The organism is Palleronia pelagia, from assembly GCF_900110115.1.
In the GTDB taxonomy this organism is placed as follows: domain Bacteria; phylum Pseudomonadota; class Alphaproteobacteria; order Rhodobacterales; family Rhodobacteraceae; genus Palleronia; species Palleronia pelagia.
The window spans coordinates 91058-115144 of record NZ_FOCM01000008.1 but is presented as its reverse complement, the minus strand read 5'-3'; the positions used below and the strand labels follow the sequence as shown (position 1 = coordinate 115144).

Below are 24087 nucleotides of genomic sequence, written 5' to 3'. Positions count from 1 at the left end.
CCTAGATCCACATCCATGACCTTCGACACCGACATCTTCATCTCGGGCGCCGGGCTGGCCGGCATGATGCTGGCCGCGCGGCTGTCGGCCCGGGGGTTCCGCGTGATCGTCTGCGACCCGTCGACCCCGCCCGAGGGCGCGACGGTCGAAGGCTCCGACCTGCGCTCGACCGCCTATCTCGAGCCGTCCTGCCGCGTGCTGGAACAGGCGGGCGTCTGGGACGCGTTGGCGCCCCATGCAACCCCCCTCGCCGCGTTGCAGGTCATCGACAGCGACGGCTGGCCCCCCACCGAGCGCGCGCGGCGGACGTTCCAGCCCGGTGACCTGGGGCTCGACACCTTCGGGCGCAACATTCCCAACTGGCGCGCGCACCTGTCGCTGATGGACGTGCTGAAGGCCCGCGAAAACGTGGACCTGCGGCTGGGCGTGGGATTTTCGGACCTGGTGACGCGCGACGACGCGGCCTTCGTGACCCTGACCGACGGCACCCGGCTGCGGGCCCGGCTGGTCATCGGGGCCGACGGCCGCAATTCACCCGTCCGCGCGGCGGCGGAAATCGACGTGACCACGCGACGCTATGGCCAGAAGGCCTTCGCCTTCGCCGTGACGCACGATCTGCCGCATGACGACGTCTCGACCGAGATCTACAATTCCGGCGGCGCCTTCACGACCGTGCCGCTGGTGGATCACGAGGGACAGCCGGCCTCGGCCATCGTATGGATGAACGCGGCCGAGCGGTCGCGCGCGCTGGCGGCCGCACCGGCCGAGGACTTCGCGCAGGTCCTGAACGACCGGTCGCTGGGCATCCTCGGGCGGATGACCCCGGTCTCGCCCATCCGCAGCTGGCCGATCATCACCCAGACCGCCCACCGCGTGACAGCCAGGCGCACGGTGATCCTGGCCGAGGCCGCCCACGTGCTGCCGCCCATCGGCGCGCAGGGGCTGAACACCTCGATCGCCGATATCGCCGCGCTGAGCGAGGTGCTGGGCGACGATCCCGGCGACGCGGCGACGCTCGACCGCTACGCGCGGGGCCGGCTGCGGGACATGAGGCTGCGCGCGGGGGCGATCGACCTTTTCAACCGGGTCTGCCAGTCGGGCAACCCGGCCGTGCAGGCCACCCGCCGCGCGGGTCTGGCGGCGGTGCACGACATAGCCCCGCTGCGCCAGCGCATCATGATGGCAGGCATGGGCGGCGCGGCCTAGAAGACGCGGTCGAGCACCTGGTCCAGCCGCGCCACAGCCGCGTCCGGGTCTGCCAGCTTGTCGAGACCGAAAAGCCCGATGCGGAACGCCTTGTAGTCGTCGCCTTCGCCCACCATCAGCGGCACGCCGGCGGCGATCTGCATCCCCTGCTCGGCGAAGGCCTTGCCGGACTTCACGTCGTCGCGGTCGGTATAGCTGACCACCACGCCCGGCGCGCCGAACTCGGCCGCGGCGACGGACGGGATGCCGCGATCAGACAAGGTGCGGCGCACCTTCCGGCCCAGGTCCCACTGCGCCGCCTTCACCTGCTCGAAGCCAAGGCTTTCGGTTTCGCGCATGGTGTCACGGAACCGCTTCAGCGCGTCGGTGGGCATGGTGGCGTGGTAGGCGTGGCCGCCGCCCTCGTAGGCCTCCATGATCTGCAACCACTTGCCCAGGTCCACGGCGAAACTGTCGGACTGGCGCGCCTTCACGACCTGCACCGCGCGGTCCGACATCATCACGCAGCCCGCGGCGGGCGAGGCCGACCACCCCTTTTGCGGCGCCGAGATCAGCACGTCGACGCCGGTGGCCTTCATGTCGACCCAGACGCAGCCCGAGGCGATGCAGTCCAGCACCATCAGCCCGCCCACGTCATGAACGGCCTTGGCCAGGCGGGCGATATAGTCGTCGGGCAGGATCATGCCCGCGCTGGTCTCCACGTGGGGTGCGAACACGACCGACGGCCGCGCCTCGGCGATCCGTGCTTCGACCTCGTCGATGGGCGGCGGCGCGAAGGGCGATTGCGGACTGTTGCCCTGCCGGCGCGCGGTCATCACGATCTCGTCCGACGGGAGGCGGCCCATCTCGAAGATCTGCGTCCAGCGATACGAGAACCAGCCGTTGCGGATGACCATCACGGTCTCGTCCTTGGCCAGCTGGCGGGCCACCGCCTCCATCCCGAAGGTGCCGCCGCCGGGGACCAGCGCCACCGCATCGGCATTGTAGACGCCCTTCAGCATCTCCGAGAGGTCGCGCATCACCTGCTGGAACGCGCCGGACATGGAGTTCAGGGACCGGTCGGTGAAGACCACCGAGTACTCCATCAGGCCATCGGGATCGATATCGGGCAGCAGCGCGGGCATGGGATGTCCTTTCGTTTTGTTCTTGGTAAGCGCCGCGCGCAGGCCACGCAAAGCCTATCTGGACCGGCGCCGGGGCCACGGTGTCACAGCGGGCCGGGCCGACGTTCCTCGCTCAGCAGGACGTTGGCCTCGACCTCGCCCACGCCGGGCAGGGTCATGATCCGGCGGCGCAGCAGGCGCTCGAAATCGGCCAGGTCGCGGGCGACCACGCGCAGGCGATAGTCGTACAGGCCCAGGACATGCTCGACCGTCTGGATCTCGGGGATTGCGCCCAGCGCGCGTTCGAAATCGGGCAGCGCCACCCGGCCCTTGGTGGCCAGCTTCACGCCCAGGAACACCGTGACGCCGAAGCCCAACGCGTCGAGGTCCAGGTCCAGCCGCCGCCCGGCGATGATGCCGGCGTCTTCCAGCCGCCGGATGCGGCGCCACGCCACCGGCTGGCTCAGCCCCACCAGCGCGGCCAGCGCGGCCGAACTTCGGGTGGCATCCTCCTGCATCGCGCGCAGCAGCGCGCGGTCGGTGTCGTCGATCTCGGTCAAAGTGGCAGCCGTTCGTCGGTCTTCAGCGTGGCGATCTGCATCAGCGCCTCGACATCCGAGATATGCGGCAGCGTCACGATCCGCTGCCGGTACAGGCGATGATAATGCTCGAGATCCCGCGCGATGACGGACAGGCGCACGTCCACGCGGCCCAGGAAGGTCTGGATCTCGATCACCTCGGGCACCTCGCGCGCGGCGGCGATGAACTCGTCGAAGGCGCGGGGGGCGGCCTTGTCCAGGGTGAACCGCAGGCTGACCTCGACGCTGTAGCCCAGCGCACGCCAGTCGATCCGCGCGCGCTGGCCGCGCAGCACGCCGTCGCGGCGCAGCCGGTCCAGCCGCCGCGTGGCCAGTTGCGCGCTGACCCCCGACCGCGCCGCCAGCGCGGCGGTCGACGCCGTGGGGTCGTTCTGCAACTGCCGCAGCAGCCGACGGTCGGTATCGTCTAGCATGAAAATCCCCAAATCCGGATTTTAGACGAATTGAAACCATCATCTATCCGCGATTTCCGACCAACGCCACGGGTTTCGAGCCCCGAGGTCCGCCCCTATGGTGCCGCCATCGAACGCACCACCAACCAGGGGACGAGACCATGCGCGTTTATTACGACCGCGATTGCGACATCAATCTGATCAAGGACAAGAAGGTGGCCATCCTGGGCTACGGCTCGCAGGGTCACGCCCACGCGCTGAACCTGCGCGACTCGGGCGCAAAGAACCTTGTCGTCGCGCTTCGCGACGGGTCGCCCTCGCGCCGCAAGGCCGAGGCCGAGGGGCTCGAGGTCATGGGCATCTCCGAGGCCGCGGCCTGGTGTGACCTGATCATGTTCACCATGCCCGACGAGCTGCAGGCCGAGACCTACAAGAAATACGTCCACGACCACCTGAAGGAAGGCAGCGCCATTGCCTTCGCCCACGGCCTGAACGTGCATTTCGGCCTGATCGAGCCCAAGCCCGGCATCGACGTGCTGATGATGGCCCCGAAAGGTCCCGGCCACACCGTGCGCGGCGAATTCACCAAGGGCGGCGGCGTGCCCTGCCTGGTCGCGGTCCACAACGACGCGTCGGGCAAGGCGATGGAAATCGGCCTGTCTTATTGCTCGGCCATCGGCGGCGGCCGCTCGGGCATCATCGAGACCAACTTCCGCCAGGAATGCGAAACCGACCTGTTCGGCGAGCAGGCGGTCCTGTGCGGCGGCCTGGTCGAGCTGATCCGCATGGGCTTCGAGACGCTGGTCGAGGCCGGCTACGAGCCCGAGATGGCCTATTTCGAGTGCCTGCACGAGGTGAAGCTGATCGTGGACCTGATCTACGAAGGCGGCATCGCCAACATGAACTACTCGATCTCGAACACCGCCGAGTATGGCGAGTACGTCTCGGGCCCGCGCATCCTGCCCTACGAGGAGACCAAGAAGCGCATGAAGGACGTGCTGACCGACATCCAGACCGGCAAGTTCGTGCGTGACTTCATGCAGGAAAACGCCGTGGGCCAGCCCATGTTCAAGGCCACCCGCCGCCTGAACGACGAGCACCAGATCGAGCAGGTGGGCGAGAAGCTGCGCGGCATGATGCCGTGGATCTCGGACGGCCGCATGGTCGACAAGGACAAGAACTGAGCCATATACGTGCTTGCAACGAAGGCCCCGGTGACCGCCGGGGCCTTTTTCCGTCAGACATGAAGGACCGTCATGACCGCCCGGCCCACGCTTGAGAACTGGATGTCGATCCTCGCGCTGGGGTTCATCTGGGGCGGCACCTTCATGGTCGTAAGCGTCGCGCTGCGGGGATACGGGCCCGTCACGGTGGCCGCCGCGCGGACCGGGCTGGGCGCGCTCGCCATGCTGTCGCTGATGCTGCTGCTGCGCCGCCGCTGGCCGCGCGACCGGATGGTGTGGGTCTATGGCGTGCTGACGGGGATCACCACGTCCGCCCTGCCCTTCTTCCTGCTGAGCTGGGGCCAGCAATACGTGCCATCGGCCTTCGCCGGCATCTCGATGGCCGCACTGCCGCTTTTCGTGCTGCCGCTGGCGCACCTTTTCTCGGACGAGCCGCTGTCGGCGCGCAAGGCGCTGGGTGTCACGCTGGGTTTCATTGGCGCGCTGGTGCTCATCGGGCCGGGCGTGCTCCAGATCGCCGAGGACCGGTTCGAGGCGCTGGGACAGATCGCCTGCGTGCTGGCCGCGTTCTCCTACGCCACGGGGTCGATCCTGACCCGCCGCTGCCCGCCGGTGGATGCCATCACGCTGGCCACCATCACCCTGGGCGTCGGGGCCGTGATCCTGGTGCCGCTGATGCTGATCTTCGAGGGCCTTCCCCGCCCGGTGGGCGGGCTGCCGGACCTGTCGATCATCTTCCTGGGCCTGATCCCCACGGCGCTGGCCGCGCTGATCCGCGTGCGCGTGGTGCAGACGGCCGGATCGGTCTTCATGACGCTGGTGAATTACCAGGTACCGGTCTGGTCCATGGTCTTCGGCGCCGCCCTGCTGGGCGAGGAGCTTCCGCTGCGGTTCTTCGCGGCGCTGGCGCTGATCCTGCTGGGGCTGGCGATAAGCCAGGTCCGGCAGGTGGGCGCGTTGCTCCGGGCCTGAGCTTCGGGCGTCAGGCCTCGGCGCGGATGCGCGCGGCGATGCTGTCCACGACCTCGTCCAGCAGGCCCTCGTCCTCGCATTCGGCCATGACGCGGATCAGCGGCTCGGTCCCCGATTTGCGGATCAGCACGCGCCCGCTGTCGCCCATGCGCTTCTCGGCCGCCGCGATCTCGGACTTGACCGCCTCCTGCCCCAACGGGTCCGAGCCGTTGGTGTAGCGCACGTTCTCCAGCTTCTGCGGCACCGGCTCGAACTGCCGGGTCAGCTGCGAAGCGCGCTTGCCCGTGGCGGCCATGGCCGACAGGAACTGCAGGCCTGCCAGCAGGCCGTCGCCGGTCGTCGCGTGGTCGGACATGACGATATGGCCGGACTGTTCGCCACCCAGGTTGAAGCCGCCCTTGCGCATGGCCTCGACCACGTAGCGGTCGCCGACCGAGGTTCTGTGCAGCTTGAGGCCCCCGACGGCAAGGTAGCGCTCCAGCCCCAGGTTACTCATGACCGTGGCGACCAGCGTGCCCCCGATCAACCGATCCTCCGCCGCCCAGCGCGTGGCGAAAAGCGCCATCAGCTGGTCGCCGTCCGCGATCTGGCCGTTCTCGTCGATGATGACCACGCGGTCGGCGTCTCCGTCGAGGCAAATGCCCAGATCCGCGCCTTCCTCGATCACGCGGGCGGCGGCGGCGCGGGGCTTGGTTGAACCGCAACCATCGTTGATGTTGCGACCGTCGGGCTGGTTGCCCATCGCCACGACCTCGGCCCCCAGTTCCCAAAGCACCTCGGGCGCGACCCGGTGCGCGGCGCCATTTGCGCAGTCGATCACGACCTTCAGCCCGTCCAGCGTGGTGCCCGCGGGAAGGCTGGCCTTCACGCGCTCGGCATAGCGAAACCGACCGTCGTCGATCCGCTTGGCCCGCCCGATATTGGCCGGCCGCGCCAGCTCGACACCGCTCTCGACCAGGGCCTCGATCTCGGCCTCGGCCGTATCGCTCAGCTTGAAGCCGTCGGGTCCGAAAAACTTGATGCCGTTGTCCTGGTGGGCGTTGTGGCTGGCCGAGATCATCACGCCCGCATCGGCGCGCATGGACGGGGTCAGCATCCCCACGGCAGGTGTCGGCACCGGGCCCAGCAGCAGCACGTTCATGCCGACGCTGGTGAAGCCCGCGGTCATCGCGGTCTCGAACATGTAGCCCGACAGCCGCGTGTCCTTGCCGATCACCACGCGTTGCACGCCACGCCCCTCGCGCCGGAAGTACCGGCCCGCCGCCGCGCCCAGCCGCATGGCCATCTCGGCCGTCATCGGGGGCGTGTTGGCGGTGCCGCGCACGCCGTCGGTGCCAAACAGGGATCGGGTCATCTGTGTCCTTTCTCGACGGCGCGCCAGACGGTCAGCGCCTGCCGCGTCTCGGCCATGTCATGCACCCGCAAGATCTGCACGCCCTGCGCCACGGCTGCAAGGGCCACGGCCAGCGACCCCGGCATCCGCGCCGCGGCGTCATCCACGCCCGAGAGGGTACCGATGAAACGCTTGCGCGATGCGCCAAGCAGGATCGGGCAGCCCAGACCGTGGAACAGCGACAGCCCGTTCAGCAGCGCAAGGTTGTGCTCCAGCGTCTTGCCGAAGCCGATTCCGGGATCCAGCACGATGCGATCCGCCGCGATGCCGGCGGCAATGGCCGCGTCGCGCCTGGCCGCGAGGGTGTCGTAGACATCCAGCAGCACGTCGTCGTAACGCGGGTCGGCCTGCATGGTCTCTGGCCCGCCTTGCGCGTGCATCAGGCAGATAGGCAGGCCGGTCTCGGCGGCCAGCGGTGCCATGGCCGGGTCGAAATCCAGGGCCGAGACATCGTTCAGCAGGGTCGCGCCCGCCTCGACAGCCGCGCGCGCCACGGGCGCCTTGCGGGTGTCGATGGAAATCGCGCCGCCCCACTCCGCCCGCGCCGCGCGGATGGCGGGGGCCACGCGGGCGATCTCGTCATCGATCGGCACCTCGGCCGCACCGGGCCGGGTGCTTTCGCCGCCCACGTCCAGGACGTCGGCGCCCGCTGCGATCAGACGAGTAGCGCCCTCCCGAGCGGCCGCCCCGGTGGCGTGGAGACCACCGTCCGAAAAGCTGTCGGGCGTCACGTTCAGGATCGCCATGATGCGGGGCGTGTCCATCGACAGGCCCGCGACGGCCGCACGCGGTGCGGTCAGGGGTGCCCGTTCGTCGTCGGACAATTCGGCAACTGGCACGATCTCGGGCGCGGAGTCGCGTGACAGGCGTTCCACATGGGTAAACCAAGACCACCCGCCAGCCAGTGGCAACGCCTCGGCCGGGCGCATCGGCCCTGTCTGCGCCAGTGGCCGCAGGTAGCTCATGGCAGGTCGTCCGCGTCCAGCCCCACCGCGCTGGGCCGTTCGGTTCCAAGCTCCAGCACCTGGCGCGCGCGCATGAGCTCGGCGAACCAGCGGCTGAGCGCCGGGCCGTCCGTCAGCGGCGCCGTGGGCGGGTGGGTGGCGTCGAGCACCAGCTTGGAGGGCGCCCAGACCGTAAGCTGGTCGTGCCGCATGGCCCAGTCCAGCTCGGTCCGCGTGTCGACCACCACGCAGCGCGGATCGCGCCCGGCCAGCGCCCAGGCGTTCTGCTCGATGGACAGAAGGTCGATGCGGCGCTGCACGGCGGGGTTCGCCGCCTGGATCGGCCGCTCATCCGGCAGCCCCACGGTCAGGACCGCAGGCCCCCGGGCGGCGATATGGTCGATCCAGGCGGTGAGTTCCGGCGCCCCGAGCGCCGTATTGGACAGGTGCACGACCAGCGGGCGCGGGGCCGACGACTCCTCGGCCAGGCGCGGCACGCCCTCGGAAGAGCGGACGATCTCGACACCCAGCGCGCCCGGCCCGCGATCGAGCTTCTCGATCCGCACGAAGCAGCGCAGCGCCAGCGGCTCGGTCAGGATACGCTCGGCCACCCGCTCGGCCAGGGTTTCCAGGAGGTTCAGGCGTTCGGCATCCAGCTCGGACGCGATCGCCTCGGTGATGCGGTCGTAGGACAGGATCCGGTCCACGTCATCGCCCAGGTCGGCCGCGTGGGGCCGCACCTCGACCACCACGTTGAAACACAGCCGCTGGGTGGTGCCGCGCTCGGGCTGGAAGGCACCGATCTCGACCTCGACCACGTGGTCGCGCAGCGAGATGCGATCGTGGGGCCGGTCCGGTCCGGTGGCCGCCGCGCGGGCCTCGGGATGCTCGAAAGCCAGTCTCAGGTCGCTGGTCATGGTCCGCAACACCGCTGCGCCCCGCCGGGGCTGTTTCGATTTCGCGATAGCGGTTTCGCGATGCGGGGGAAACCCCCGCCCGCGACCGGCGGCCCGGCTCAGCCCTGGGCGTAGAAGTGGTGCGCGCCGATGGTCGTGGTGCGGTCGAAGATCCGCGACCAGCGGGGGCTGACGGCCTTGGTGTGATAGAACTCGGCCCCGTCGGTCAGCGTCCGCTCGGCCCCGTCCAGCATCAGCCGGGCGACCTTGCCCACGCGCTCGTAGGCCCGCGGCTCGTGAACGACCTCGCTCAGCCCGTCGCAGGTGTAGGTGAACTGGCACTGGTACTTGCGGCCCGTGCCCTGATTCACAACACCGCAGACCGTGCCCGGAAAGGCCGAGCTGTCGACGCGGTTCAGGATCACTTCGGCCACCGCGAAAAGACCGCGCACCGATTCGCCCCGCGCTTCGAAATACAGCGCCTCGGTCAGGCATTGCCACTGCTCGTCACCCTTGACCGCCGGAAGCTGCGCCAGGAAGGCATCGGAATATTCAATGCTCGGAACCGCCGCCGCGGGTTTGCGTTTGCTGAACAGACCATCCAGTGCCGACGCACGCGCGGTGGTAACCTGCGGCGCATCGGTGCCCAGCAAGGTGCTGAGGTTCTGGCCCAAATCGGCCGGGACTTCGCTTTTGGACGACAGCGTGATCTCGGCGTCGGCGTTCGGCGCGGAAAAGATGGTGGCGGCGGCCGCGATGGCCAGCGCCCCGAAGGTTTTGATAGTCATGTCGTAACCCCTTGTTGCGACCGCGTGCCTTCCGAGTCCCCACTCGGCCCGCGGTGCTTACCCTTGGTTCGCGCGGTTCCTAACAAAATGCCGCGACGCGGCAACACCCGTCATCCTGTCGCAGCGGAAACCTGCCGATTATGTTAATTCATGATTAATGCCGACCGGCGCACGCGTCCGCTATCGCAGCAGCGGCGACGCCCCCAGATCGCTGCTTTCTCGGATCGCCAGATGCGCCGCGGCCATGCGCGCCACGGGCACGCGGAAGGGCGAGCACGAGACGTAGCTGAAGCCCAGCTTGCGGCAGAAGGCGATCGATTCGGGGTCGCCGCCATGCTCGCCACACAGCGACAGCACCATGTCGGGTGAGGCCGTGCGCCCGCGTTCTGCCCCGATTTCAAGAAGTTCGCCGACCCCCGTGGTGTCGAGTTGCAGGAACGGGTCCTCCTCGAACACGCCTTGCGACACGTAGGTCGACATGAACCGTCCCGCGTCGTCGCGGCTGAGCCCGTAGGTCATCTGCGTCAGGTCGTTCGTCCCGAAGCTGAGAAAGCTCGCATGCTCCCCGATCTCGTGCGCGCGCAGGGCGGCGCGCGGGGTCTCGACCATGACGCCCAACCGGTATTCCAGCGTCTCGCCCGTTTCAGCCTGGACCGCGTCGGCGACGGCGGCGATTCGGGCGCGGACCAATTCGACTTCGCGCCGGGCCGAGACCAGCGGAATCATGATCTCGGGCGTCACGCGCGGTTCGGTCGCCAGCGCGGCCTCGAAAATGGCGCGGGCCTGCATCTCGTAGATTTCGGGCACCGACAGCCCCAGCCGCACGCCACGCATGCCCAGCATGGGGTTCACCTCGCTCAGCGACTGGATGCGGTCCTGAACGTCGCTCAGCGGCAGGTCCAGCGCGGTGGCCAGCTGTGCCATGCCCGCCCTGTCGGTCGGCAGGAATTCGTGCAGCGGCGGGTCCAGCAGGCGGATGCAGACCGGGCGGCCCGCCATGATCTGGAAGATCTCGCGGAAATCGCCCCGCTGCACCGGCAGCAACCGGTCCAGCGCCGCCCGCCTGTCCTGCTCGCGCTCGGCGAAGATCATCTCGCGCATGAGGGTCAGGCGGTCGTCCTCGAAGAACATGTGCTCGGTCCGGCAGAGCCCGATGCCCTCGGCTTCGAACCGGTCGGCCAGTCGCGCCTCGGCGGGCGTGTCGCAATTCGCGCGGATGCCGATATCCCGCCGCTCGTCCGCCCAGGCCAGCAGCGTGCCCAGCGCCGGATCCAGCGATGGCTGCAACAGCGGCACTGCGCCCGCGATCAGCTGCCCGGTCGAGCCGTCGAGCGTCACCTCCTCGCCCTCGCGCAGGACCACGCCGGTCGGCGCGGTCAGGGTGCCGGCCTTGCGGTCCATCACGAGGTCGCTGGCCCCGACGACGCAGGGCAGCCCCAAGCCGCGCGCGATGACGGCGGCGTGGCTGGTGACCCCGCCCCGCTTGGTCAGGATGCCGACCGAGGCATGCATGCCAAGCACATCGCCCGGCGTCGTCTCGCGCCGCACGAGGATGCAAGGCTCGTCCCGCGCGGCGGCGGCTTGCGCGGCGGCCGCGGTGAAGACCAGCCGCCCGGTGGCCGCGCCGGGGGACGCGGGGATCGCGGTCGTCACGGGCGTGACCCGTGCCTCGGGATCGATCTGCCGGTGCAGCACGTCCAGCAGGCTGCGCGGCGTGACGCGCAGCACGGCCTCGGGTTCGGGGATGATGCCGTCGGTGGCCAGCGCCACGGCAATGCGCACGGCGGCCCGGGCGCTGCGTTTCACACGCACCGCATCGAGGATGTTCAGACGTCCGTGCGACACCGTGAACTCGATCTGCATCTCCTCGCGCAGGCGGGCCCGGCAGAGCGCCCCGTGGTCCTGCAGGGCGGCGAAGATTTCCGGTGCGCGATCTTCCAGCGACGGGCCGCGCGGATCGCGGGTGAGGTAAAGCGCGGGCACGTTTTCCAGCAGCGCCTCGCGCCCCTGGCTCTGGTTCAGGTAGCGGCCGGTGACTTGCGGCTGCCCTTCGGACGAGCTGACGAACTGGATGACGCCCGAACCGGATTCGCCCCGCTCGCAATCGCCCACGCCCAGCACCATCTGCTGCACGACAAGCCCCAGCCCCGCGTCGGCGGGCGCGCCCCGCGCCTCGCGCAGAAGCCGCGCGGTCGCCCCGTCCCACGCCAGCGCCATGGCGCCCAGCACCGCGCGCAGCTGGGTGCCCGGATCCTGCGGGAACGGCTCGTCCATGGCGTCTTCGTAGGCGCGCAGCAGATCCGCGACGCTGGCCCGCCCGGTGAAGATACCGGGGTCGAGCCGGGCGACGTGCAGCGCGTAGGACTGGATGAACCGGGCGTAGACCGCGTCCGCCGCCGCCGCGCCGATGCTGCCGCGCAGCATTGCGTGGACACGGTCGGTCATCCCGATGTTCAGGACGGTGCTGGGGCCGCCCCAATCGGGCTGCGCCGTCGAGGGCCGCACGGACACCAGCGGCAAGTCCGGGTCCATCCGGTCGAAAATCGCATCGAAATCGAGGGTTTGACCGGATTTCAGGGCCGAGACGCTGCGGAAGTCGATGGCCTCGGTCCGCGGCACCGGCAGGCCCAGCCGCACCAGGCGCTGCAAGCATTTGGCCCGCCCCCCGTGGGCATTCACGCGAATATTCGCGGTGGGCGTGATCTCGGTCACGCCCGGGAAGCGGTGATCTTGCTGCACTGCGGCACTCCTTGAAGCCTGAACCTAGGCCGGTGCCCGCACCCGATCAAGCCGCCGATCACGACTGTAACAGTTTTTGGACAGTGCCTGTCGGCCAGGCGCGACGGTGCCGCCCTACCCCTCGATCCGGGTCAGGTCGGCCACGTCGAGGCAGAGGCGCCGGATCCGGCTGAGCAGGTTCAGCCGGTTGCGCCGGACCACCTGCGCGTCGGCATTGACCTGCACCGCCTCGAAAAACGCGTCGATGGGCGCGCGCAGCTGGGCCAGCGCCCCCATGGCCGCGCCGAAATCCTCGGCCTGCATCGCCGCCTCGATCCGCGGGCCTTCCGCGTCCAGCGCGGCGAACAGGGCGCGCTCCTCGTCGGTCTCGGCGAATTTCACGTCCGCGCCGAAGCTGTACTCGACGCCGTCCTTCTCCTCGGCCTGGGTCAGGATGTTGTTGGCCCGTTTGAACCCCTGCAACAGGTTCTCGCCGTCGTCGGTCTTCAGGAAGTCCGCCAGCGCCCGGGCCCGCTTGACCAGCAGCGTCAGGTCGTCATTGCCCGGCATGGCGAGGCAGGCGTCGATCACGTCGTGGCGGATCCCCTCGTCGCGCAGGTGGACCTTCAGACGGTCGTGGAAGAAGGCGAGGAGGTCGGACGCTTCCGCGGGTTCGGCAAAATATCGTGACAGCGGCAACCGAAGATCATTGCTCAGCACCAAGCGGATCACCCCCAGCGCGGCGCGGCGCAGGGCGAAGGGGTCCTTCGACCCGGTGGGCTTCTCGTCGATGGCCCAGAACCCCGTCAGCTTGTCGATCTTCTCGGCCAGCGACACGGCGACCGACACGGGCGCCGTGGGCACGGTGTCGGACGGGCCCAGGGGGGCATAGTGCTCGGCCACCGCATCGGCGATGGCGGCGGAGAACCCCGCCTCGAGCGCGTAGTAGCGGCCCATCACGCCCTGCAATTCGGGGAACTCGTAGACCATCTCGGACACGAGGTCGGCCTTGGCGATGCGCGCCGCCTGCTCGGCCGCGTCCGGATCGGCGCCGACGCTGGGCGCCAGTTCGCGCGCCAGCGCGGCGATGCGCGCCACGCGGTCTGCCTCGGTCCCCAGCTTCGCGTGGAAGGTCACGTCGGCCAGCGCGTCGATCCAGGGCTGCATCTTCGCATCGCGCGCCACGCGCAGGTCGTTCTGCCAGAAGAACGCCCCGTCGGCGAGCCGCGCGGACAGCACCCGGCGGTTGCCCGACAGGATCGTCGCGCCGTCATCGGCGGTCTCGCGGTTGGCCACGGTGATGAACCGGGTGATCTGCCCGGACTTCGGATCGCGGACCGAGAAGAACTTCTGATGCTCGCGCATCGAGGTCTGGAGCACCTCGGGCGGCAGGTCCAGGTAGGCCTCGTCGATCTTGCCCATGAGCACGACGGGCCATTCCACCAACCCCGCGACCTCGGACAGAAGGCCCCGGTCCTCGACCACCTCGAGCCCGGCGGCGAAGGCCATGTTGGTGGCGTCGTTCCAGATCGCGTCCGCGCGCTCTTCCGGGTCCAGCACGACCTTGGCGCGCTTCAGCTTGGCGGCGTAGTCCTCGAACCCGGTGACGCGGATCTCGCCCGGCGCCATGAAGCGGTGGCCCTCGGTCACGTCGCCGGCGGTGATGCCGTCGACGGTGAGCGGCACGACCTCGGCCCCGTCCTCACGCGGCAGGATGCACAGGATCCGGTGCAGCGGCCGCACCCAGCGCAGGGTCCCCGCGCCCCAGCGCATGGACTTGGGCCAGGGGAAGTTGCGGATCGTGTCTTCCAGCACCTCGGCCACGATCTCGGCCGCCGGGCGGCCCGGCCGGTCGATCACGGCGAAATAGACCTGTCCCTTCTTGTCGTCGCGCACTTCCAGATCCTCGCGCGCCACGCCCGCGCCGCGCAGGAAGCCCTCGATCGCCTTGTCGGGCGCGCCCACCTTGGGGCCCTTCCGCTCTTCGCGGGTGTCGGGCGAGCGGTCCAGCACGCCTTCCAGGGCCAGGGTCAGGCGGCGCGGCGTCGCGAAGGCGCCCGCATGGGAATAGGTCAGCCCCGCCTCGACCAGCCCGTCGGTGACGCGCTGGCGCAGATCCTGGGCCGCACGGGCCTGCATCCGGGCGGGGATCTCTTCGGAGAAGAGTTCGATCAGAAGGTCGGGCATGGGGACTCTTGCTTGCAAGTTTGGATCGGCCGGGGCGTGCGTCGGGCCCGGCGGGAAAGGTGCGAAACGGCCGCCCCGAGGGGGGCGGGTCGGGCGCGGCCCGGACGCGGCGCAAGTGAGGGTTGGACGGCTGCGTCCATCACTGGAACTGCTCCAGCGGCGGGCATTCCTCGCCGATCACCGTGCCGTCATAGGCCTTTTCGCCGCAATTGTTCAGCTGGTGCCAGACGAAGCCGCGCCCGTCCGGCAGGATCGCCACGACCCGGTCGGCGCCGTAGGCGATGTTCTTCTGCGCCAGGAACGTGTCGCCCTGCCCGTCCGCCAGGGCCGCGCCGATGGCGTCGGCGTCGAAGCAATCGAACCAGCCGGGCGCGTTCAGCGGCGGGGCATCCACGCGCTCGAACCGGGCGCGCGCCTCATCCACCGACAGGGTGGTATCGAAGCACGCGCGGAACCGGATGGGCGAGGAATTGGCGTCGATGGCCTGGATTCCGTCGGCCGGGATCGGCTCGGCGCTGTCGCCGCCCCGGGGGACCAGCGCGATCTGCGACGCAGGCAGGTCGACCTCGTCGTAGAAATGATAGACCTGCAAGTAATAGACCGACGCGGCCACCACGATGCCGGTCAGCACGATGGCCACGGTCAGGATCTTTCCGATCATGCCGCGTGACCACCCGCCGCCGTTTGCAGGAAGGCATCGGCGCACATCTTGGTCAGCGCGCGCACCCGGCCGATATAGGCCTGCCGCTCGGTGACCGAGATCACGCCGCGCGCATCCAGCAGGTTGAAGACGTGGCTGGCCTTGATCGCCTGGTCGTAGGCGGGCTGCGCCATGACGATGTGGCGGCCCGTCTTGGGGTCATCGGCGGGCGCGGCCAGGATGCGGGCGCACTCGGCCTCGGCATCCTTAAAATGCTGCAACAGCGTCTCGGTGTCGGCCACGTCGAAGTTCCAGCGGGCGTATTGCGCCTCGGCCTCGCGGAAGACGTCGCCATAGGTCAGCGGGATCGGGCTGTCGGGCGGGTTGAACGGCATGGCGTTGCCGTCATCGTAGCCCAGCACGTACATCGCCAGACGCTCCAGCCCGTAGGTCAGCTCGCCAGAGACGGGGTGGCAGTCGTGGCCGCCCACCTGCTGGAAGTAGGTGAACTGGCTGACTTCCATGCCATCGCACCAGACTTCCCAGCCCAGGCCCCAGGCGCCCAGGGTCGGGCTTTCCCAGTCATCCTCGACGAAACGGATGTCGTGCAGGTCGGTGTCGATGCCGATGGCCTTCAGCGAACCGAGGTACAATTCCTGCAGGTCGGGGGGCGACGGTTTGATGATCACCTGGAATTGATAATAGTGCTGCCAGCGGTTGGGGCTGTCGCCATAGCGTCCGTCGGTGGGACGGCGCGACGGCTGCACGTAGGCCGCCGACCACCGCGTCGGCCCCAGCGCGCGCAGGGTGGTCGCCGGGTGGAAGGTGCCCGCGCCGACCTCCATGTCGTAAGGCTGAAGCACGGCACAGCCGGCCTCGGCCCAGTAGGATTGCAGGGCCAGGATGATGTCCTGAAAGCAGCGCGGCTGGCTCATCTTCGCGGTCCTTCGCGGATGGGGTCGGAAAGCGCGCCTTGCATAGGCAGATGGGCAACAAGGGTCAATCACGCCCCTTGACGCGTCTCCGTTTTCTTGACCTTCCGCACGCAATCGCAATTGCTATCAACAACCGTCCCCGGCCGCGGGGCCAGACCAGAAATTTGGAAGACCGATGACGTTCTTGACCCGTGCCAGCTGGGCCGCCGCCCTGTCCATCATCCTGACCCATGGAACCGCCGCCCAGGCCCAGGACGCCTGGATCCAGATCGAGGCGCAGTCGGGCCCGACCGCCGCCGAACGCGCCGCGGCGGGATACGCGCAGGAGCTGGACCAGGTCGCGGGATACCGGCTGGGCGCGACCAACTGGTACGCCATCGTGCTGGGCCCCTTCTCCGAGCAGCGGGCCGACAGTCTGCGGCGGGAACTGCGGGCCGCCCGCGCCATCCCCGCCGACAGTTTCGTGACCGACGGCGCCGCCTTCCGGGCGCAATACTGGCCGCCCGAGGCCGAGGACCAGGCCGGGACCGGCACGCCCGAGCCCGCCTTCCCCGAGCCCGTCACGACCGAAGATCTCGCCGCCGCGCCCGAAGCTGTCCCGGACCCCCGGGCCGAGCCCGAGAGCCTCGAGATCACCGCCCCGCCCGAGCCGGACGAGACGCGGGCCGAGGCCCTGCAATCCGAGCGTGATCTGGACGGACAGGCCCGGCGTGACCTGCAAATCGCCCTGCAATGGGCCGGGTTCTACGATGCGGGCATCGACGGCGCCTTCGGGCGCGGCACCCGCAGCGCCATGGCCGAATGGCAGGCGGCGCGCGGCTATCCCGACACGGGCGTGCTGACCACGCGCCAGCGCGCCGCGCTGATCGCCGAATACAACGCCGTGCTGGACGGGCTCGACTTCCGCGCGGTGACCGATGGCACCGCCGGGATCACCGTGAAGATGCCGACCGCGCTGGTGGAGTTCGACAGCTACGAACCGCCCTTCGCCCATTACGGCCCGACGGATCCGGACGGCACCCACAAGGTCCTGCTGATCAGCCAGCGCGGCGACCGCGCCGAGTTGCACGGCCTGTTCGACATCATGCAGACGCTCGAGATCGTGCCCACCGACGGCCCTCGCGAGAAGCGCGATCGCGGCTTCAGCCTGACCGGCGAGGGCGACGATTTCATCTCGCAGACCGAGGCGCGGCTGGAGAACGGCAACGTGAAGGGCTTCACCCTGATCTGGCCCACCGGCGACGAGGAACGCCGCCGCCGCGTGCTGGACGAGATGATCGACAGCTTCGAGACCAACGCCGCCGTGGTCATGGACGACATCGTGGGCGAGCCGGGCGAGAACCAGAGCGTCGACCTGCTGGCCGGCCTGGAAATCCGCCGCCCCGAAATCGTGCGCTCGGGCTTCTACGTCAGCCGCCGGGGCGAGGTCCTGACCACGTCAGACGTGGCGCAGGGCTGTAGCGAGATCACGCTGAACAACGACGTGGGCGCGACCCCCGTGGCGGTGGACGAGGAACTGGGCCTGGCGCTGCTGGAGCCGTCGCAGCCCCTCGCCCCCCGCGCCCACGCCGCGCTTCAATCCTCGGTCCCGCGGCTAAACTCGCGCGCCGTGCTTGCCGGCTACAGCTTCGACGGCGCGCTGGGCGCGCCCTCGATCAGCTATGGCGAGCTGGCCGATATGCGCGGCCTGGACGGCGAAGAGGACGTGAAGCGATTCCGCCTGCCCAACCGGCCCGGCGACGCGGGCGGCCCGGTCATGGACGAAAGCGGCGCGGTGCTGGGCCTGCTGCGCGCCAGTGCCGGCGCCGAGGACCGGTCGCTGCCCGACGACGTGGCGCTGGCCGCCGACGTGGACACGATCCTGGCCTTCCTCGAGGGCGCGGATGTCACGCCGACATCCGCCACGTCCACGGCCACCCTGCCCCGCGGCCAGCTCGAGCGGCGCGCGACCGACATGACGGTGCTGGTGGGCTGCTGGAAATGACGCGCGCGGCGGGCTGATCCCCGCCGCGGTCACTCGTCCGACGGATCGCCCAGAATGGCACGCATGAGCGGGCTTTCAGCGTCGCGCAGCCCGTCGATCACGTCGAAATGGTGCCGCCCCTCGTCGACATGCAGCCCGACGCCCCAGGCCGCGGCCAGCCACCGCGCCTGGTCGAGGAAGGCCGGGCGTTCGTCGCCGCCGACCCAGACGGTCATCGGCACGTCCAGCCCCCGCGACAGCAGGGCCGGGCTTTCGCTATGCGCTTCGCGCTCGGTCAGGCCGAGATCGTCGTTCATGGTGGTGTCGATCAGCGGCCGCAGGTCCGACACGGGCGAGATCGGCACGCAGCCCTCGATCCGATCGGCGATGGCGCTGGGCAGCATGGCGTCGCCGCACAGCATCCGCGACACCAGGTGCCCCCCCGCCGAGTGGCCCACCAGCCGCAGGGGTCCGGGCACCGCGTCCCCGATCACGCCCAACGCCTGGGCGATCTCGCGGGTGATCTGCGAAATCCGTGCCTCGGGCGCAAGGGTGTAGCCGGGCATCGCAACGGCCCAGCCCGCGTCCAGCCCGCCCGAGGCGAAGGCAGACCAGGTCCGCGGATCGAAGCGGCGCCAGTAGCCCCCGTGCACGAACACGATGCAGCCCTTGGGCGGATCCTCGGGCATGAACAGGTCGAAGACCTGCCGCGTGTTGTCCCCGTACGAGAAATTGACCAAGGCCCGGGCCCCCAGCGCAAGGCGGAACGCCTCGGCCTCGGCCGCCCAACGTGGGGGATAGGCCTCGGCGCCCGGGATGTGTCCGCTGTTGTCGTAGGCATCGTCGTTGGTCATGCGCGCTCCGCTGGGATGGTTCGCCCCACCCTGCGCGCATCATGTGTCACTTGCCAATGCGAAAAGGCCGCCCGGGTGGGGCGGCCTTCAGTCTCGGCGATATTGCCGCGATCAGACCTCGGTAGTCTCGACCGCGCGGCCGTTCACGGTGTCGCCGCGCGAGATCTCGATCTGGCGGGGCTTCAGCGCCTCGGGTACTTCGCGCACCAGGTCGATATGCAGCATGCCGTTCACGTGGGTCGCGCCGGTGACGCGGACGTGGTCGGCCAGGGCGAAGCGACGCTCGAACGCACGGGTGGCGATGCCACGGTGCAGGTAGGTGCGGCCAGCGTCTTCCTGGGCCTTCTTGGCCGACACGATCAGGGCGTTCTCACGCTGCTCGACCGACAGTTCGGCATCGGTGAACCCGGCCACGGCGATCTGGATCTGCCAGGCGTCGTCGGCGGTCTTCTCGATGTTGTAGGGGGGATAGGTCTGCGGGCCGCTGGTGTCGGACATGACACGGTTCATCAGGTCGGCCATCTGGTCGAAGCCGACGGTGGCGCGGTGCAGCGGGGCAAGGTCGAAGTTACGCATCTGGGTCATCCTTTTCTCAAGCGATAACAATTGAATGCCATCCCATTGCGGCGGGACTGGCGGAAGATCCGGACCCGTTTTCGGCATCCGGTACCGCATATTTGGGAAGCGGATTCGGCCCGTTCAAGACCTCTCGATGCGCAAGGACGCGCTAGTTCGACAGGCCCGATCCGGGCTTGAGGAACTTGGCCGAGCCCATCGACCGCGCCTCGGCCGCGCCCATGCGCAGCACCTTCGGCGCGGGCTTGTGGAACACGCCGTCGCCGCGTTCGAGCTCGGCCTGCATGACGCGGAAGGGCTGGGCCAGGTCGGTGCCGATCGAGACCTTCTGCTCGCCCAGCTCGGCCTTGGCGCTGACGACCGAGACAAGCGCGGGCCGCGCCTGGTCGTCGAAGGTCAGGATCGGCGCGCCGGAGGCGCCGAAATCCACGTTGCAGCTGGTGATGAGCGCCCCGTCCTGCCGGTTCAGCACGTGGCAGACCTCTTGCAGGCTGGGCCGTTCCGAGCGGTCGAACTGGTAGCTCACCACCCCGATACGTCCGCCCATGCGCGGATCCTGACCAAGGGGCAGCGGGACCACGACCTCGGGCGCCACGGCGTGATCCAGCTCGACAAGGGCCAGGTCGTGGGCCAAGTCAACAAGGGATGTTTCACCGTAGGCATACTTGGGATGCACAACCGCCCGGCGGGCCCGGCGATGCGCCTCGGGCCGACCGTCGCGCAGGCCGGCCTGGAACACGATATCGGCGATGTCGTGGCGGGCCCCCGTATGGACGTCGTAGAGACAATGTCCCGCCGTCAGCACGATCTGCGGCGTCACCAGCGTGGCGGTGCAGAACTTGCCGTTGCCCAGCTCCAGCCGACCGATGGCGGCGAAGGCCCCGGCATCGTCGCGGCTGGCCAGCTCGCGCAGCGCGTCATCGTCCAGCGCCAGGGCCCCCTGCCCGGCAAGGCAGATCGCGGCGGCGGCAAGGGCGGATTTCAGAAGGCGGCGCATGGGGGCGGCTCCGGCTGGGGTCATACCAGCCCGAAGCTAGGCCGCCGCGGCGGCGCCATTATGGTTGAACCGCACCCGTTTCAGGGCAGCGCCGCCGCGCTTTCGCCCGATTTCGCCTGGGCCGGCAGCCCGTCGCCCAGCTTGGCGGGGCGCGGACCACCCAGCGCCCAGTCGATCAACTCGACCGTGTGCACCACCGGCACATCGGCCCCACCCGCCAGCTGCATCATGCAACCGATATTGCCCGCCGCGATGACCTGCGGATCCTTGTCGTGCAGTGTCTTCAGCTTCCGGGTCTTCAGCTCTTTCGAGATCTCGGGCTGCATCAGGTTGTAGGTGCCGGCCGAGCCGCAGCACAGGTGGCTGTCGCGCGGCTCGACCACCTCGAACCCGGCGCGCTTCAACAGGGTCTTCGGGTGGGTCTTGATCTGCTGGCCGTGCTGGAGCGAACAAGCCGCGTGATAGGCCACGCGGATCGGACCATTGCCAGCCGGGCGCGGGTCCGTCGCATCGGTGCCGGCGATGTCCATGCGCGCCTCGTTGACCGAGAACGCGGCGTCGAAGGCGGCCTCGTCCGGCAGCAGCTTCATCAGGATCTCGCTCACATCCATGGCCTTGGCGCTGATCTCGGCGGCCTCTTCGGCCACGGGATCATTGCGCAGCATGTGGCCGTAATCCTTCACCGTGGTGCCGCAGCCCGAGGTGTTGATCACCACCGCGTCCAGGCCGCCCGCGTCTTTCACGTCCATCCAGGCCGCGATGTTGCGCTTGGCGGCGGCGTGGCTGTCGTGCTCGCGGCCCATGTGGTGAACCAGCGCGCCGCAGCAGCCCATGCCCTTGGCCACCACGACCTCGCAGCCCAGGCGGGTCAGCAGGCGGATGGTCGCGTCGTTGATGTCGGTGTCCAGCGCCTTCTGCGCGCAGCCGGTCAGCAGCGCCACGCGCATCTTCGTCTCGCCCTTCGCCGGGAACGTCTGCGGATCGTCGTTGCGGCTGGGCGACGGGATGCGCTTCGGCGCCATGTCCAGCATGGCACGCAGCCGCACATCCGGCATCCACCGCGCGAACGGCCGCCCGATTTTCGCACCCAGCAGCGCCAGACGGAACCGGCCCGGATAGGGCAGCACCGCCGCCAGCAGCCGCCGCAACGCCCGATCGCGCCAGGGCCTCTTGTAGGTTTCCTCGATATGGGCGCGGGCGTGGTCGACCAGGTGCATGTAGTGCACGCCCGACGGGCAGGTGGTCATGCAGGCCAGGCAGGACAGGCAGCGGTCAATATGCTTCACGGTCTTCTCGTCCGCGGGGCGGCCCGACTCCAGCATGTCCTTGATCAGGTAGATCCGCCCGCGCGGGGAATCGAGCTCGTCTCCCAGCACCTGGTAGGTCGGGCACGTCGCCGTGCAGAACCCGCAATGCACGCAGGCGCGCAGGATCTCGTTGCTGCGCGCGGTGGCGGGGTCGGCCAGTTGTTCGGGGGTGAAGGTGGTCTGCATTTCAGCTCGTCGATTGGGTCATGAGGCCGGGATTGAGGATCCCGCGCGGGTCGAACTTGGCGCGCAGCCCGGCGGCGATGGCGGCCAGCGGCGCGGGTTCGGGCGCGAAACGGCCCAGCCGGGCGTGGGTCTCGGGCGCGGCGCGCAGCAGGGTGGCGTGGCCGGGGATGTCCTTTAGCGCCGCGCGCAGGTCGGTGCCGGGCGCGACGGCAGCCCAGACCAGCCCGCCGGCCCAGTCCATGACCAGCCGCGCGTCGGGCAGCGCGGCGGCGACCCGCGCGCCGTCCGAAGGTTTGACCGACACGCGCCAGACATCGCCCGGCGCGTCGGCCAGCGCGCGCGCGTCGCGGATATCGGCCCAGGGGCCGGGTCCCTCGTCCACCACGATATCGCCATAGGACGCCAGCAGATCGCGCAGGCGTCCGGCGCGATACGCGACCGAGGCCGCGAAGCCTTCCACGCGCAGGTGGGTCTTCGGCGTCTCGCCCGGCAGGTGCGCGGCGGCCGAGACCTCGAAGGGCGATCCCATCGCGGCGGCCATGGCCTTGATGGCGGTGTCGACGTCGAGCCCCTCCAGCGTCAGCGTCGTCGTCGCCTCGACCCCCGGCAGGACCTTGAAGCTGACCTCGCTCAGCACGCCCAGCGTGCCGTGGCTGCCCGCGAGCAGCTTGACCAGGTCGTAGCCGGTGACGTTCTTCATCACCCGGCCGCCGTTCTTGATGATCGTGCCGCTGCCGTCGACGAAGCGCACGCCGATCAGGCTGTCGCGGCAGGCACCGGCGACCACGCGGCGCGGACCAGAGGCGTTGACCGCAACCGCGCCGCCGATGGTCGGCGTGCCCTCGGTGCCCAGCAGCGCACGGTGATCCATGGGCTCGAAAGCCAGCCGCTGGTTCTCGCCGGCCAGCGCCTCTTCGATGTCGGACAGCGGCGTGCCGGCACGGGCGACCAGGGTCAGCGCGCCCGGCTCATAGAGCGTGATGCCGGTCAGCCCGGTTGTTTCCAGCACCTCGCCCGTTGCCGGCCCCGCCGCACGGGTACCGCCGCCCCGCAGGTGCAGAGCGCCTGTCGCGGCGCGCACGGCTTCGGCCAGGTCGGCCTCGCTTTCGGGTCGTATCACCAACGGCTCCTCCCTCGTCACTCTCCCCCAATGCCACAGAGGCGCGTGGGATGCCACGCCCCCCGCGGTGCGCTGCGCGTGTAGCCGCTGCGCCGATCAGGGGATGGCAGACCTTCATATGTCGACGATGAAAGACCCGTGGCCTGTCGAAGAGCTGACTCGTCCTGCTTGGGGAAGTCGCGGCAACAGGCGGACGGCTCGACCGCGAAAAGTGCAGTGATCAGAAGATCATTCCCAAGGGGTGTTACCGCTCTGCGAAATCAGCGGACGTGATGATCATTTGCGATACACGCGCGCCGCCGTTCAGGGCTTCCCGCGCGTCATCGGCACTCAGGTAAGTCGCTGGCCCGGTGGACAGATCCGTGCTCAGCAATTCGCCCCACTCGTAAGTCGCGCTGACGGTCCCATGGGTATTGGCGGCGAGGCCCTCAATCATCGGGATGTCCAGAAACGCGACATAGATCGACGGGGTCTGGACCACGGCGACCATTCCCAGGGTGGCCAACGTGTTTTCATCCACGTCACCGGACCATTCGAGCGTGAGCTCGATCACAGGCCTGTCATCCTCGACGGACAGCGCCCAATTTCCAATCAGCGACGTCATCGGGCCGGGTAAATCATCCGCCTGGGGCAGGATCGCCTCGAGGTTTCCGGAGAGCATCGGGCGATCCTCCTGGGCCATGGCGGGAGTCACGACCAGCGCGATGGACAGCGCGGCGGCACACCGCTCCAGCACATGCCGGCGGTGGAACATCGCACGCCTCTCATTCATCTCGCCCCGTGTCATATTGGGACAATCGTAGACGAATCGCGATCTCTTCGCTATACTTATGCTTGTTTTTATTTCGAAAGATTTGTTCCGCAGAATTTTCCACGGGAGGCGCCATTATGGCCAAACAACTCGATTACATGGGGAAAACGGCGAAGATCGACATCGACAAGTCCGGTGACAAGGCGACCATCACCATCGACGGGAAGAAGTTCGATATTCATGTCCATTCCGTCGGCAAGCCGGAAGACAACTTCATCAAGCTGTGGATGTGTCACGACGCCTACACGATGACCGAAACCCCCGAAAAGATGGCCAAGCATATCATTCGATACTGGCACCAGTTCGCCTGAGTCCG

At 69.0% G+C, this 24087-nt stretch carries 22 protein-coding genes; 5 read left to right on the top strand and 17 right to left on the bottom strand.

What is annotated here, in order from left to right:
- The first annotated feature begins 15 nt into the window (after positions 1–15).
- A complete protein-coding gene (locus tag BMX96_RS15915) occupies positions 16–1206 on the top strand; it encodes an FAD-dependent monooxygenase (protein WP_091846384.1) in 1191 nt (396 codons plus the stop codon).
- On the opposite strand, the gene BMX96_RS15910 is transcribed toward BMX96_RS15915, so the two are convergent.
- The 3 genes from BMX96_RS15910 to BMX96_RS15900 all read right to left on the bottom strand — a co-directional run bounded on the left by BMX96_RS15910 (position 1203) and on the right by BMX96_RS15900 (position 3321).
- Entirely contained in the window at positions 1203–2330 is a 1128-nt protein-coding gene (locus tag BMX96_RS15910; protein ID WP_091846383.1) for an aminotransferase class V-fold PLP-dependent enzyme, read from the bottom strand. The genes BMX96_RS15915 and BMX96_RS15910 overlap by 4 nt on opposite strands.
- A gap of 83 nt (positions 2331–2413) precedes the next feature.
- The gene (locus BMX96_RS15905) at positions 2414–2869 is read right to left on the bottom strand and encodes an Lrp/AsnC family transcriptional regulator (protein ID WP_091846382.1); all 456 of its coding nucleotides are present in this window, start codon (positions 2867–2869) and stop codon (positions 2414–2416) included.
- The gene (locus tag BMX96_RS15900) at positions 2866–3321 is read right to left on the bottom strand and encodes an Lrp/AsnC family transcriptional regulator (RefSeq protein WP_073129188.1); all 456 of its coding nucleotides are present in this window, start codon (positions 3319–3321) and stop codon (positions 2866–2868) included. Before BMX96_RS15900 ends, BMX96_RS15905 begins: the two co-directional genes overlap by 4 nt.
- Before the next feature lie 140 nt (positions 3322–3461).
- Here BMX96_RS15900 and ilvC point away from each other — a divergent pair, with 140 nt between their 5' ends.
- Positions 3462–4484, top strand: a complete 1023-nt coding sequence (ilvC, locus tag BMX96_RS15895; protein WP_091846381.1) for a ketol-acid reductoisomerase — start codon at positions 3462–3464, stop codon at positions 4482–4484.
- A gap of 72 nt (positions 4485–4556) precedes the next feature.
- Positions 4557–5456 carry a DMT family transporter gene (locus BMX96_RS15890; RefSeq protein WP_091846380.1) on the top strand — a complete coding sequence of 300 codons (900 nt, stop codon included), beginning with the start codon at positions 4557–4559 and terminating at the stop codon, positions 5454–5456.
- A 10-nt stretch (positions 5457–5466) separates the two neighbouring features.
- Here BMX96_RS15890 and glmM read toward each other — a convergent pair whose 3' ends face one another.
- From glmM to BMX96_RS15850, 8 genes are all read right to left on the bottom strand, one after another.
- The gene (gene glmM, locus BMX96_RS15885) at positions 5467–6810 is read right to left on the bottom strand and encodes a phosphoglucosamine mutase (RefSeq protein ID WP_091846379.1); all 1344 of its coding nucleotides are present in this window, start codon (positions 6808–6810) and stop codon (positions 5467–5469) included.
- Complete coding sequence (folP, locus tag BMX96_RS15880; protein WP_091846378.1) at positions 6807–7814, bottom strand: dihydropteroate synthase; 1008 nt, start codon at positions 7812–7814, stop codon at positions 6807–6809. The genes glmM and folP overlap by 4 nt, the downstream gene beginning before the upstream one ends.
- The gene (locus BMX96_RS15875; RefSeq protein WP_091846377.1) at positions 7811–8710 is read right to left on the bottom strand and encodes a dihydroneopterin aldolase; all 900 of its coding nucleotides are present in this window, start codon (positions 8708–8710) and stop codon (positions 7811–7813) included. The genes folP and BMX96_RS15875 overlap by 4 nt, the downstream gene beginning before the upstream one ends.
- A gap of 98 nt (positions 8711–8808) precedes the next feature.
- Positions 8809–9477 carry a cell wall hydrolase gene (locus BMX96_RS15870; RefSeq protein WP_091846376.1) on the bottom strand — a complete coding sequence of 223 codons (669 nt, stop codon included), beginning with the start codon at positions 9475–9477 and terminating at the stop codon, positions 8809–8811.
- A 180-nt stretch (positions 9478–9657) separates the two neighbouring features.
- A complete protein-coding gene (locus BMX96_RS15865) occupies positions 9658–12216 on the bottom strand; it encodes a putative PEP-binding protein (protein ID WP_091846375.1) in 2559 nt (852 codons plus the stop codon).
- A gap of 114 nt (positions 12217–12330) precedes the next feature.
- Entirely contained in the window at positions 12331–14382 is a 2052-nt protein-coding gene (gene glyS / locus BMX96_RS15860) for a glycine--tRNA ligase subunit beta (protein ID WP_091846374.1), read from the bottom strand.
- A 139-nt stretch (positions 14383–14521) separates the two neighbouring features.
- Entirely contained in the window at positions 14522–15043 is a 522-nt protein-coding gene (locus BMX96_RS15855; protein ID WP_091846373.1) for a DUF6446 family protein, read from the bottom strand.
- Positions 15040–15957, bottom strand: a complete 918-nt coding sequence (locus tag BMX96_RS15850) for a glycine--tRNA ligase subunit alpha (RefSeq protein ID WP_073129179.1) — start codon at positions 15955–15957, stop codon at positions 15040–15042. The genes BMX96_RS15855 and BMX96_RS15850 overlap by 4 nt, the downstream gene beginning before the upstream one ends.
- 175 nt (positions 15958–16132) lie before the next feature.
- On the opposite strand from BMX96_RS15850, the gene BMX96_RS15845 reads away from it, so the two are divergent.
- Entirely contained in the window at positions 16133–17941 is a 1809-nt protein-coding gene (locus tag BMX96_RS15845) for a serine protease (RefSeq protein WP_091846372.1), read from the top strand.
- A 29-nt stretch (positions 17942–17970) separates the two neighbouring features.
- Here the strand turns inward: BMX96_RS15845 and BMX96_RS15840 are convergent, their stop codons facing one another.
- The 6 genes from BMX96_RS15840 to BMX96_RS15815 all read right to left on the bottom strand — a co-directional run bounded on the left by BMX96_RS15840 (position 17971) and on the right by BMX96_RS15815 (position 23747).
- Positions 17971–18774, bottom strand: coding sequence for an alpha/beta hydrolase (locus BMX96_RS15840; RefSeq protein ID WP_091846371.1), 804 nt, complete (start codon positions 18772–18774; stop codon positions 17971–17973).
- A gap of 111 nt (positions 18775–18885) precedes the next feature.
- Entirely contained in the window at positions 18886–19350 is a 465-nt protein-coding gene (locus tag BMX96_RS15835) for an Hsp20 family protein (RefSeq protein ID WP_073129178.1), read from the bottom strand.
- 151 nt (positions 19351–19501) lie between these two features.
- Positions 19502–20371: a trypsin-like serine peptidase gene (locus tag BMX96_RS15830; protein ID WP_236737098.1), complete on the bottom strand. Its 870-nt coding sequence runs from the start codon at positions 20369–20371 to the stop codon at positions 19502–19504.
- A gap of 56 nt (positions 20372–20427) precedes the next feature.
- Complete coding sequence (glcF, locus tag BMX96_RS15825) at positions 20428–21840, bottom strand: glycolate oxidase subunit GlcF (protein ID WP_091846369.1); 1413 nt, start codon at positions 21838–21840, stop codon at positions 20428–20430.
- Between the two features lies 1 nt (position 21841).
- Complete coding sequence (locus BMX96_RS15820) at positions 21842–22957, bottom strand: FAD-binding protein (protein ID WP_091846445.1); 1116 nt, start codon at positions 22955–22957, stop codon at positions 21842–21844.
- Between the two features lie 247 nt (positions 22958–23204).
- Complete coding sequence (locus BMX96_RS15815; RefSeq protein WP_175481767.1) at positions 23205–23747, bottom strand: hypothetical protein; 543 nt, start codon at positions 23745–23747, stop codon at positions 23205–23207.
- 101 nt (positions 23748–23848) lie between these two features.
- On the opposite strand from BMX96_RS15815, the gene BMX96_RS15810 reads away from it, so the two are divergent.
- Positions 23849–24082 carry a hypothetical protein gene (locus BMX96_RS15810; RefSeq protein WP_091846367.1) on the top strand — a complete coding sequence of 78 codons (234 nt, stop codon included), beginning with the start codon at positions 23849–23851 and terminating at the stop codon, positions 24080–24082.
- Positions 24083–24087 lie beyond the last annotated feature (5 nt).